This is a genomic window from Ketobacter sp. GenoA1 (assembly GCF_003671475.1).
GTDB lineage: Bacteria > Pseudomonadota > Gammaproteobacteria > Pseudomonadales > Ketobacteraceae > Ketobacter.
Window position 1 is genome coordinate 351,902 of the sequence record NZ_RCHM01000009.1, and the last position, 11,807, is coordinate 363,708.

The window sequence follows — 11,807 nt, forward strand, 5'->3', positions numbered from 1 at the left end:
CCAGAATTTTGCGGTGGGTCGATCCCGGCGCGGGCTGGGGGGCTTGTGTGCGGCAATTGGCTAAGTCCATAAAAGATGTGGCAAAAGTTGGCTTGGTTCGCTTGCCGAACAGGCTACGCGCTGCTATTGTTCCCGCAATAGTGTAACTAATGTAACTACAAGAATTTCCAGAACCACTTAACCGCTCGATGGGTTGTCTATCCTTCTATGTTTAAACGTCTTCGTGGCATGTTCTCCACCGATCTGTCGATCGACCTGGGAACCGCCAATACCCTTATTTATGTAAAAGATCGCGGTATCGTCCTGGATGAACCGTCTGTTGTGGCGATTCGCCAGCAAAATGGCGCAAAAAGCGTTGCTGCGGTGGGGATGGACGCCAAACGTATGCTGGGGCGAACCCCCGGCAATATCACTGCGATTCGCCCCCTGAAAGACGGTGTCATTGCCGATTTTCATGTTACCGAAAAGATGCTGCAGCACTTTATTCACAAGGTTCACGAAAACAGTTTTATCACCCCAAGCCCCCGTGTGCTGGTGTGTGTTCCGTGTAAATCCACTCAGGTGGAGCGCAAAGCCATCAAGGAATCAGCCCTCGGTGCCGGCGCCCGCGAGGTGTATCTGATTGAAGAGGCCATGGCCGCGGCCATTGGTGCCGGTTTGCCGGTTGAAGAAGCCAGCGGCTCCATGGTGGTGGATATCGGTGGTGGCACCACTGAGATTGCGATTATTTCCCTCAACGGGGTGGTGTATTCCGATTCTGTGCGGGTCGGTGGCGATAAATTCGATGAGGCCATTGTCACCTATGTGCGGCGTAACTATGGCAGCCTGATCGGTGAAGCCACGGCGGAACGCATCAAACAGGAGATCGGTTGTGCTTTTCCCGGTAAAGAGTTGTTGGAAATTGATGTTCGGGGGCGCAATCTGGCCGAAGGTGTGCCCCGTTCCTTTACCCTGAACAGCAGTGAGATTCTTGAAGCCCTGCAGGAGCCGCTGTCGCAGATCGTATCGGCGGTGAAGAGCGCCCTGGAACAGTCACCACCGGAATTGGCCTCTGATATTGCCGAGCGTGGCCTGGTTCTCACCGGTGGCGGTGCGTTGCTGCGGGATCTGGAGTTACTGCTGGCGGAAGAAACCGGTTTACCGGTGATCGTGGCAGAAGATCCGCTCACCTGTGTTGCCCGCGGCGGCGGCAAAGCCATGGAAATGATGGACAAAAGCGGTTTCGACATGTTCTCCGTGGACTGATCGGTCCAGGTTATGGCATTGTGCACACAAGCCGGCCGGAATGTCTGGGCCGGCTTTTCTGTTTCTGCAGGGGATAGGTTCCGATATCGTGATGGATAACGTTTTCTATGGTGGGAGGGTTGCGCCATAAAGCCTATATTCGGCCAGAACACAGCAAATCGCTACCGCTTGGTGCTGTTTTCCGTAATTTCGTTTGCCCTGATTTTCCTGGACCATCGCTTTGATTTCATGGATCCGGTGCGCTTTACCCTGTCCGTTGTCACCGCTCCTGTTCAGTATGTAGCCAATATTCCTGCTCAGGTGGCGTCCTGGTCACACAGCAGCGTGCGATCCCGCAGCGAACTGGAAGAAGAAAACGCCCGCCTGCAGTCCGAGGTACTGGTGTTGAAGCGCCGGGTACAGAAACTGGCATCCACAGTGGCCGAGAACACGCGCTTGAAGGAACTGATGAACGCTTCCGATCTGGTGGATGATGAGGTGTTGATCGGGGAGATCATTGGTGTCGACCCGGACCCCTATCGCCATGAGGCCATCGTCAACAAGGGAGCGGGGGATGCGGTCTTTGTGGGACAGGCGGTGTTGGATGCCGAGGGTCTGATGGGGCAAGTGATTGAAGTGGGGCCCTTTTCCAGCCGGGTATTGTTGATATCGGACATTTCCCACGGCATTCCCGTGCATGTGAATCGTAACGGCGTCCGTGCGATTGCGGTGGGTTCAGGCAAGCTGGATCAGTTGAAGCTGATCCACGTTCCGGATACGGCAGATATAGTGCGGGGGGATCTATTGGTGAGTTCGGGGTTGGGTGGCCGCTTCCCCAAAGGCTACCCGGTGGGCGTGGTCACCATGGTAGAGCACGATCCCGGGCAGCCGTTTGCCCTGGTGGACGCCAAGCCCATGGCCAACCTGGATCGATCACGCCATGTTTTACTGGTCTTCTCGGAGGAAAGCCGCAAGCTGATCCCGTTATTGTCCGGTGTTGAGGCAGCGCAGCAAGACCCGGCGCAGTCCGCACCCGCGGACCCGGACGCAGCAGAAACAGAAGGCAGTGATGAGACACCGGCCGCGAACCAGGAGGCTGCCGATGGAGAGTAGAGTGGCCGCGGACGGCCTGGGGGTGGTGATCTTCAGCTTATTGCTGGCCGGTGTGCTGGCGGTGGTGCCACTGCCGGAGTGGGCCAATGCTGTGCGTCCGGCCTGGGTGCCGCTGGTATTGATCTATTGGGTGATTGCCATGCCCCATCGCATTGGCGTGGTAACCGGATGGGTAGTGGGATTGTTTCTGGATGCCTTAACCGGGGCAGTACTGGGGCAGAACGCCTTGGCATTGAGCCTGGTGGCGTACATTGCTTATGTATTGCACATGCGCATACGGGTGTTTCCAATCTGGCAGCAGTGCCTGTCCATATTGGTTCTGGTGGGAACCTACGAACTGGTGAGTATTCTGGTGATGCGCGCTGTCCAAATTACACCTTGGACATTCTGGTATTGGGCGTCGGTGGCGGTCTCAGCCCTGGTCTGGCCCTTGGTAAGCCTGGTTATGGGGTATTTGCGAGGTAACCGTGTCGGTTGATTGGATTTATCTGGCGTCGGCTTCACCCCGTCGCCGTGAGCTGTTGCAACAAATCGGCGTACGTTTCACCGTGATGAGCGCGGCGGTGGATGAGACAGTGCAGCCGGGCGAAGCCGCCCTTGATTATGTGTGTCGCCTGGCCCAAAGCAAGGCTGATGCAGTATTTAGCCGGATACAAATAGAAGGGCAACCTCAGCGGCCGGTACTGGGGGCTGATACCAGCGTGGTGCTGGGGGACAACATACTGGGTAAACCCGCAGATGAGGCTGCGGCTGTGGCAATGCTGATGGAGTTGTCAGGCCAAACCCATCAGGTCATTACGGCAGTTGCTTTGGTCGATGAGCTGAATTCCCAACTGGTATACTCCAGTACTGAGGTTCGTTTCCGCAGCATTGTGGAAAGTGAAGCACGTGCCTATTGGAACACCGGAGAGCCCGCCGATAAGGCCGGTGGTTACGGTATCCAGGGGTTCGGCGCGGTGTTTGTTGAGAGCCTGCAGGGTAGTTACAGTGGTGTTGTGGGGCTACCCTTATATGAAACCGCCAATTTACTAAAGCACGCCCGGGTGCGCCTGTGGCAGATGCCAGAGACTGATTCCTGATGAGCGAAGAATTACTGGTCAACGTGACCCCTATGGAAACCCGAGTAGCGGTGGTGGAAAACGGGGTGGTACAGGAATTGTTTGTGGAGCGCACAGCCAAGCGTGGCCTGGTGGGCAGCATCTACAAAGGCAAGGTGGCCCGCGTGTTACCGGGCATGCAGGCAGCGTTCGTGGATATCGGTCTGGAGCGGGCGGCGTTTTTGCATGCCAAGGATATCTGGCAGGCCGATAAACCTGAGGACAATGGTGACAGCACACCGAGTATTTCGGACCTGGTGGCGGAGGGGCAACCCATCGTTGTGCAGATCACCAAGGATATGATCGGCACCAAAGGAGCCCGTTTGACCACGCACCTTTCGGTACCTTCCCGGTTTCTGGTGTACATGCCGTACACCGACCACATCGGTGTGTCCCAGCGCATCGAGGATGAGCAGGAGCGGGAACGCCTGCGCTGCCTTATGGACACCATCCTGGCGGAGCGTGATGACATTCCCAAGAAAGGGTTTATCCTGCGAACGGCGGCCGAAGGTGCGGAGGAAGGTGCCCTGCGGCGGGATGTGGATTTCCTGCGGCGCCTGTGGCGTTCCATCAGTGACAAGATTGCCCGCAGCAATCCGGTAACATTGATTCATCGCGATCTGGCATTGGCAATGCGCACCCTGCGTGATGAAGTGCGCCCCGGGGTGGAGAAAGTGCGGATCGATTCCCGGGAAACCTACGGCAATGTGATCCAGTTTGTGCGTGAGTACATCCCGGACGTGGAGTCGTTGGTAGAGCACTATCCCGGTGAGCGACCTATCTTTGATTTATACAGTGTGGAGCAGGAGATCCAGAAGGCCCTGGCTCGGCAAGTACCCCTGAAATCCGGTGGACACCTGATTGTTGACCAGACCGAAGCCATGTCCACAATCGACGTCAACACCGGGGCGTTTGTGGGCCACCGCAATCTGGAAGAAACCATATTCAAAACCAACCTGGAAGCCACCCAGGCCATCGCCCGCCAGCTGCGCCTGCGTAATCTGGGTGGCATCATCATCATTGATTTTATTGATATGGAAGATCCCGAGCATCGGCGTCAGGTGCTGCGGATGTTCGAAAAAGCCCTGGAACGTGATCACGCCAAAACCAAAATAACCCAGGTTTCCGAGCTGGGGTTGGTGGAGATGACGCGCAAGCGGACCCGGGAGAGCCTGGCGCGGGTGATGTGTGAAGACTGCCCCACCTGCAGTGGCCGCGGCATTGTCAAAACGCCGGAAACCGTGTGCTATGAGATTTTCCGCGAAATACTGCGTCAGTTCAGAGCTTACGAAGTGGAGTCTTTTCTTGTCATTGCCTCCCAGGCAGTGGTGGACCGATTGCTGGATGAAGAGTCTGCCAATGTGGCAGATCTGGAGATTTTTATAAAAAAGACCATTCGCTTTCAGGTGGAAACACTCTACTCCCAGGAGGAGTTTGATGTGGTGCTCATGTAGTCGGAGCACCCCATGAAGCGAGTGGCATCCGGTGTGGTGCGCGGACTGCTGAGCCTGTCGGTGGCGCTACTGGTATGCGCGGCAGTTTTTGTTGGGGTGGCCCGTGAGCTGGTCTATCAGGTGGATGACTTTCAGGCTGAGCTGGTTGGGTTTATCAACGAGCGTACCGATTTCGCGCTGGAACTGGAATCCATCACCGGAAGCTGGAGCGGTCTGGCCCCTCGTTTCTCACTGCGTGGCGTTGCCCTGCGCCTGGCGCAATCTGAAACACCCCCCCTGCACATCGACAAGCTTGATCTTGAAATTCTGTTGCTGCGTTCATTGGTGAATCTGGAGCCACGCCTGCGTTTGCGCGTGGCTGGCGCCAATGGCCACGCCTGGTATCAGGATAATCACCTGGTGCTGTCCGGGTTCGATGGGTTAACTCAGAGTGATGCCAGTGAAGCGGACTCCACTGAACAGGGTGAGAGCGATCAAACCTTGCTGGACTTGATACTCGCGCAACCGCGTATTGAGTTCAGTGACAGTGCCATCAGGATCGAAGGCTTGTACCCGGAACCGGTGTTGCTGGGTGTCCACCGCTTCCGCACGGAAGCCGGCAAGCGCCGTCGTTACTTGTTGGGGGAGTTCACCGCCGACGGACCCAGTAAAATCCGCTTTGAATTGAAAGGCAAGGTGAGTGGCTCGGTGTTCCAGCAGGGCAGTCTCAGCGGCGGGTTGTACGCGCAAGTGGATAACGCCGATTGGTTGCCCTGGGTGCCTGCGGCTAAGCGTGGTATCGCCAGTGCATCACTGGCCAATTTAAATGGAGGGGGCCGCTTTTGGCTTAATTTCAGTAAAGGCGAGATCAAGGAAATCCTGTCCGATGTTCAGTTCAGCAATATCGAGTTAGAGACCAGCAACGAGATTAAACCACCGCATATTCTGAATCTGCAGGGTAAGGCCCGCTGGCTCGGGCAAACGGCCGATGACTGGCGTCTGGACCTGCAGGATATCCGCATGCAAACATCGCGATTTTTGTGGATGCCCAACTACATGAATCTGGAGTCCAAACCCGGGGAAAACGGCGTGACCCGTTACCGGGTCAGGGTGGACGATATGGATATCGAACCCTGGGTCAATTATTACCTGGGTATCCAGTCCCGTGATTCAGAGCTCCATAAAACCCTGAAAAAACTGCGGCCTGCCGGCCAGTTGCAGGATGTGGCGGTGGAGTTGATGGTGGCTGAGCAGCAGGTGAAAGACTATCGCTTCGCCCTGACCTTAAACGCCTTTCAGAACCGCCCCTGGAAAAAATTTCCGGGCCTGTACGATCTTGATATTCGCGCCTGGGGCAAGAAAGGGTTAACGCTGTTTGAGGTGCAGGAAAGCTATTTGGAGCTGAATTACCCACAATTGTTTCGTGACGTTATTACCATTAATCACGCTGACGCCAGTTTGGTTTTGCGTGATTTGGATGATGAGTGGCAACTGCAATCGGGCCCTATGCACGTGAACTCCCGGCACGCGCAATCGGCGACACAGATGTCGCTGTCAATACCGAAGGACAAAGCACAGCCACCGTTTCTACAGTTACAGGCGACTTTGCGTAATGCCGACGGCAAGCACAAGTCACTGTATTTGCCTGCCGGCGTCATACCTGACGCTCTTCTGAAATGGTTGGATGACGCCATCATTGATGGCCATCTGGTGCGCGGTGATATTCTCGTGCATGGGCCCGTGCGCAAAGAGCGCGACGAACCTCTGGGCGTGTTGCTTGGCTTTACCGCCGAGCAGGGTGTCCTGCAGTTTCTGCCGGACTGGAAAGAGCCGGTGCGTGATGCCGTGGCGGATGTCGTGGTCGACCGGGGCGTGGTCGATGCCCATATCATCGCCGGGCACTATTATGGTCAGGCGGTTGAACACGCCAGTGTGATGTTGCCCAAGTACCAGGCCGGCGAACCTCATGTGCTAAGTGTGAAAGCCGCTACCCATGGTGCCGCGGATCAGGGGTTGGCAATACTGACATCATCACCATTGCGGCAGAAGATCGGGGATTTTATCGATGATGTTTCGTTGCAGGGCGATATGGCGGTGGATTTCGCTTTGGATATCCCACTGCAGTCCGAGTTTGCCGCGCAGGCACGGTCTACTACCCAGGTTGCGATGCAAAACGGCGTGGTGGGTTTGCCGGCACAGGATATTGAAATAACCGATGTGGCAGCATTGGTTCAATATGACCTGAAAAAAGGACTGAGTGCGGACAAAATCAAGGGTCGGTTCCTTGGCGGGGATGTCAGTGGTGCCATTACCACCGGATCGGACATTCAGCTTGCGTTCAGCGGAAACAGCACTGTGCAAGCCATCAATGAATGGCGGCCGTTATTCGTGTTTGATGTGATGTCCGGGCCATTACAGTACAAGACCACAGTCGATATTCCCCTGAACAAGGATGACGGGACACCACTGCTGTCCATCACCAGCCAACTGAAGGATACGGTGATCAACCTGCCACCTCCGTTTGGAAAAAGTGCCGGAGAAGGCCGGCAGGTTACGCTGGTCATGCAGCTTGGACAAAAGCCATTGCCATTGTCGGTCCGCTACGCTGACCTGGGGAATCTGTCACTGGTGCTGGGTGAGGAAGGAATTGTGCGGGGGGCATTGCATTTGGGGGCGGGCAACGCAATATTGCCGGCTCAGGACATTCTCAAGGTGTCCGGTGAACTGTCGCATTTTAATGACCGGGAATGGCTGGCGTTACTCCCTACACCCTCCACCACCGCAACAACGGATCAAGCCATCGTTGGTGATCAGCATAACGATAGCAAATGGTATTCCCGGCTGGATGATTCTGAACTGCGGGTCGGCGAGCTGACGTTGATGGGGTATGCATTGGGCCAGACCGATCTGCGTCTGGCGCGGGGTCAACAGCAATGGCTGCTGTGGCTGAATAACGCGACGGCTTCCGGCAGGCTGGAATTGCCAGACTATATACTTGGGCCTGTGACAGCCTATCACCAAAAGACGCAGCCACTGGTGGTTGATCTCAAGCGCTTACAGGTGGCACCTGCCACAGCATCGGCAGAAACATCGGCAGAAACATCGGTGGAGCCCTACTCCGTCTGGCAGCCTGCGGATGTTTCCCCGTTGCTGATTCCGCCGCTGGATGTTCGGATTGATGATTTTTCGGTGGGGGAGGCGCAGCTGGGTCAGTGGCGTTTTATGGCCCGTCCGGTGCAAAGTGGTTTGCAGATCTCTGAGCTGTTGGCCAAGGTGGACGGCGTGACCTTGTCGGGCAGTGCAATGTGGTCTGAAGACCAAAATAAAGAGCGTAAAACCCGCTTTGAGGGCAAGCTGGTTGCGGGAAACGCCGCGGATGCCATTGCGGCAATGGGCGGCACACCCACCATCAGCAGTAAAAGCGCCAATGCCAAGGGAAACGTGACCTGGCCTGGCGCACCGTTCGAATTTGCCGTGCCCCGCTTAACCGGAGATCTGTCACTGAAGCTCAAAGACGGGGTGTTTTACAACGTTAGCTCCAACGCCGCAGGCAAGCTGTGGGGGGCATTGAACTTTGAAACCCTGATGCGGCGCCTGCAGTTGGATTTCGATGATCTGAGCGAATCGGAAATGGTGTACGATGAGTTGAGTGGTAATATCAATCTGGATAAAGGCATACTGAATCTCAAACAGATCAAACTGAACTCCCCCGCCATTAAAATGTACGCGGAGGGTAAGGTGGATATTGAGCATGATGCCTTGGACCTGGGTTTGGATGTGACGCTGCCGGTCACCCGCAATCTGGTGCTGCCGGCGGCCGTGATTGGCGGAGTGCCGGCGGCGGCCACCGCCTATGTGGTGGAAAAAATGTTTGGCGAGCAGTTTGATAAGCTGACCACCATCAAGTACCAGATCAAGGGTACATTTGAGCAGCCTCAAGTGGCAGTAAAGGATTCTTTCAGCATTATTCCCAAGCAGGTGGGTGAAGCGGTAATGCGCAATGATAAGGATGCTGCCCGGCAACCGAATCCGCAGCCAACACCAAATTCAATGCCGGAAGCCCAACAGGAGTCAACCCCATGAGTCTGATTCGAGTCGCTGCTCTGCAGATGGTGAGCAACTATGATGTGGACGCAAACCTTCGTGTTGCTGAGGCCCTTTTGCAGCAGGCATCCGAACAAGGCGCATTACTGGCGGTACTGCCGGAAAATTTTGCGGTACTGGACAGTGACAATCTGATGCGTTGGGGAGAAGAAGAACGAGCATCCGGCGTGTTCAGTGGGTTTTTATCGGCACAGGCGCAGCGTCTTGGTATGGAGATTGTCGGTGGTACCATTCCGCTGCGGCAACGCCGGGACGGCAGCCCGGTGTCTGAAAACCGGGTCAGGGCCGCTTCTTTGCATTTTGCTGCGGACGGCCGCGTGCTGGCTCGCTATGACAAGATTCACCTGTTCGATGTGTCGGTAGAGGATCAGCAGGGGCAATACCTGGAGTCTCGTATAATTGAGCCGGGCACCCAGTGGCAGACCAGTGTTTCTGCGGCGGGCACACTGGGCTTGTCGGTCTGTTACGACTTACGTTTTCCCGAGCTTTACCAGCGTCTGAGCGGAGCGGGTGCCACGTTGTTCAGTGTGCCTTCGGCATTCACTTATCGTACCGGAGAAGCCCATTGGGAGCCGCTGCTGCGGGCGCGGGCCATTGAAAATCAGGCTTTTGTTATCGCGCCCAACCAGGGTGGCCAACACTCTGAAAAACGCAGCACCTGGGGGCACAGTATGATCGTGGACCCCTGGGGCAGCGTATTGTCGTGCCGGGAGAGCGGGCCCGGCCTCGTGCTGGCGGACCTTGATCTGGATTGGCAGCAGGAAATCAGGCAAGCCATGCCCATCCAACAACACAAACGATTTGATAAAGCGGAGCTGATATGAGTTCAGAACAGCTATTGCAGCAGGCCCAATCGACACTTTGGCTCCCGGGGGCGTTGGATGAGCCGGGCTTGGTTCGCGTTATGGACAGCATGTTGGCCAAAGGTGCGGATTTTGCTGATCTGTATTTCGAGAAAACCCTGTCTGAATCCTGGAGCCTGGAAGACGGCATCGTCAAAGATGGCAGTTTCAACGTGGGTGGTGGTGTCGGTGTGCGGGCATTGTGTGGGGAAAAAACCGGATTTTCCTATTCCGATCAGGCTGATCTGGCCTCGATTCAGCGCGCCGCCAGTGCAGCGGCTACGGTAGCCAATGGCAAGGGAGGCCGCTGCCAGGCGGTCAACAGGCAGCACCCTGCAGCGCTTTACAATGCGCTGAATCCGCTGGATACCATGGGGCCGGACGACAAGATTGCTTTATTGCAAAGTGCCGATCAGTTAGCCCGCCGTCTGGATCCGGGTGTGGTGGATGTCAGTGTCAGCCTGGCGGGATCCTGGAAGACGGTGTTGGTGTTGGCCAGCGATGGCACCTTGGCTGCGGATGTACGGCCTTTGGTTCGTTTCAGCGTCAGCGTTGTGTTGCAAAAAAATGGCCGCAAAGAACGAGGGAATAGTGGAGGAGGTGGCCGTGTTGGCTACGAGCAGTTTGATGCCGGCACGGTGGCAAGATACGTGGAAGACGCAGTGAAAATGGCGCAGGTAAACCTGGATGCCATTGACGCACCTGCCGGCACCATGCCGGTGGTACTGGGTTCCGGCTGGCCCGGTGTGCTGTTGCATGAGGCGGTTGGCCATGGGCTGGAAGGTGATTTCAACCGCAAAGGTACTTCCAATTATTCCGGGCGCATTGGCAGCAGTGTGGCATCTCCCCTTTGTACCATTGTTGATGACGGTACCCTGTTGAACCGGCGGGGCTCCCTTAGCATTGATGATGAAGGGACACCGACCCAACACACAACGTTGGTGGAGAAAGGCATTCTGAAAGGTTATATGCAGGACAAGCATAATGCCCGCCTGATGGGGCAGGCATTGACCGGAAACGGGCGCCGTGAATCCTATTCCCACCTGCCCATGCCACGTATGACGAATACCTATTTACTGCCGGGGGAAGACGAGCCCGACGATATTATCCGTTCGGTGAAGAAAGGCTTGTACGCCGTCAACTTTGGTGGAGGGCAGGTGGATATCACATCCGGCAAGTTCGTGTTCGCTGCCAGTGAAGCCTATCTGATCGAGGATGGTAAAATTACCGCCCCGGTGAAAGGGGCAACCCTGATCGGCAATGGCCCGCAAGCGATGTCCAAGGTGTCCATGCTGGGCAACGATCTGGCCCTTGATAACGGTGTGGGCACCTGTGGCAAAGAAGGGCAGTCAGTACCGGTTGGTGTAGGGCAGCCCACCCTGAAGGTGGATGAGCTGGTGGTGGGCGGCACCCGTTAAACATCAATGGCCACTGGTTTCCCGCAAAAAACGGAATAACTTGCGGGCGTGAGCCGAGGCCGGTTTGTCCTGCGCCTGTTGATTGGCTTGCTGTTCTTGCCTGGCGTTGCGTACCAGTTGTCGCAGTTTTTGCGTGTCTACATTGGGGAAACGCTCAATCACGGCGCCAACGTCTTTATTGTCGCCATTAATCAGTTGATCTCGTAACGTTTCCAATTCGTGGAAAGCGCGGGTATTCAGCGTATGGGCGTTCTCGATGGCATTCAGTCTGGATTCGATGCCATCGGTGTCCATGTCGCGCAATACTTTGCCGATGTATTGCTTGTGGCGACGCAGACCTTCGCGGCTCTTGATGCGCTTGCCTTCTGCAATGGCCAGACTCAGCCGTTCTTCCAGTTTAAACGCTGCCAGTTGTGCATCGCTCAGCGCCAGTAGTTTTTCACCAATTTTCTTCAGGCGCTCTGCTTCACGCTTTACGGATGATTTGCTGGGGGGGAGTTCTTTTTCGTCAAAAGGATCTATATCGTCGAATTTGGCCATAGGGGGTCATAGCAGGTGTTGTTGCGGTTATACTGA

General features: G+C 55.8%; 9 protein-coding genes. 8 read left to right on the forward strand and 1 reads right to left on the reverse strand.

The genetic code is table 11. From position 1 onward, the window contains the following. Positions 1-207 precede the first annotated feature (207 nt). The 8 genes from D9N13_RS02975 (at position 208) to tldD (ending at position 11,231) form a co-directional block, all read left to right on the forward strand. On the forward strand, positions 208-1,245 hold the full coding sequence (locus tag D9N13_RS02975; RefSeq protein ID WP_290585647.1) for a rod shape-determining protein: 1,038 nt from the start codon (positions 208-210) through the stop codon (positions 1,243-1,245). 135 nt (positions 1,246-1,380) lie between these two features. After that, entirely contained in the window at positions 1,381-2,337 is a 957-nt protein-coding gene (gene mreC / locus D9N13_RS02980) for a rod shape-determining protein MreC (RefSeq protein WP_290586619.1), read from the forward strand. Continuing rightward, the gene (gene mreD, locus D9N13_RS02985) at positions 2,327-2,815 is read left to right on the forward strand and encodes a rod shape-determining protein MreD (RefSeq protein ID WP_290585649.1); all 489 of its coding nucleotides are present in this window, start codon (positions 2,327-2,329) and stop codon (positions 2,813-2,815) included. Before mreC ends, mreD begins: the two co-directional genes overlap by 11 nt. Then, positions 2,805-3,416: a Maf family protein gene (locus D9N13_RS02990; RefSeq protein WP_290585651.1), complete on the forward strand. Its 612-nt coding sequence runs from the start codon at positions 2,805-2,807 to the stop codon at positions 3,414-3,416. Before mreD ends, D9N13_RS02990 begins: the two co-directional genes overlap by 11 nt. Beyond that, positions 3,416-4,888: a ribonuclease G gene (gene rng / locus D9N13_RS02995; RefSeq protein WP_290585655.1), complete on the forward strand. Its 1,473-nt coding sequence runs from the start codon at positions 3,416-3,418 to the stop codon at positions 4,886-4,888. The genes D9N13_RS02990 and rng overlap by 1 nt, the downstream gene beginning before the upstream one ends. Before the next feature lie 12 nt (positions 4,889-4,900). Beyond that, positions 4,901-8,950, forward strand: coding sequence for a YhdP family protein (locus D9N13_RS03000; protein ID WP_290585657.1), 4,050 nt, complete (start codon positions 4,901-4,903; stop codon positions 8,948-8,950). After that, the gene (locus tag D9N13_RS03005) at positions 8,947-9,795 is read left to right on the forward strand and encodes a carbon-nitrogen hydrolase family protein (RefSeq protein WP_290585659.1); all 849 of its coding nucleotides are present in this window, start codon (positions 8,947-8,949) and stop codon (positions 9,793-9,795) included. Before D9N13_RS03000 ends, D9N13_RS03005 begins: the two co-directional genes overlap by 4 nt. After that, positions 9,792-11,231 (forward strand): metalloprotease TldD, encoded by a 1,440-nt coding sequence (gene tldD, locus D9N13_RS03010; RefSeq protein ID WP_290585661.1) that lies wholly within the window; start codon positions 9,792-9,794, stop codon positions 11,229-11,231. The genes D9N13_RS03005 and tldD overlap by 4 nt, the downstream gene beginning before the upstream one ends. A gap of 3 nt (positions 11,232-11,234) precedes the next feature. Here tldD and yjgA read toward each other — a convergent pair whose 3' ends face one another. Then, positions 11,235-11,771: a ribosome biogenesis factor YjgA gene (yjgA, locus tag D9N13_RS03015; protein ID WP_290585664.1), complete on the reverse strand. Its 537-nt coding sequence runs from the start codon at positions 11,769-11,771 to the stop codon at positions 11,235-11,237. Between the last annotated feature and the right edge of the window lie 36 nt (positions 11,772-11,807).

Coding starts and splice junctions, on each gene's coding strand:
- mreD (WP_290585649.1), top strand. CDS start 2,327: ATGGAGAGTAGAGTGGCCGCGGACGGCCTGGGGGTGGTGATCTTCAGC.
- tldD (WP_290585661.1), top strand. CDS start 9,792: ATGAGTTCAGAACAGCTATTGCAGCAGGCCCAATCGACACTTTGGCTC.
- D9N13_RS02975 (WP_290585647.1), top strand. CDS start 208: ATGTTTAAACGTCTTCGTGGCATGTTCTCCACCGATCTGTCGATCGAC.
- D9N13_RS03000 (WP_290585657.1), top strand. CDS start 4,901: ATGAAGCGAGTGGCATCCGGTGTGGTGCGCGGACTGCTGAGCCTGTCG.
- D9N13_RS03005 (WP_290585659.1), top strand. CDS start 8,947: ATGAGTCTGATTCGAGTCGCTGCTCTGCAGATGGTGAGCAACTATGAT.
- rng (WP_290585655.1), top strand. CDS start 3,416: ATGAGCGAAGAATTACTGGTCAACGTGACCCCTATGGAAACCCGAGTA.
- yjgA (WP_290585664.1), bottom strand. CDS start 11,771: ATGGCCAAATTCGACGATATAGATCCTTTTGACGAAAAAGAACTCCCC.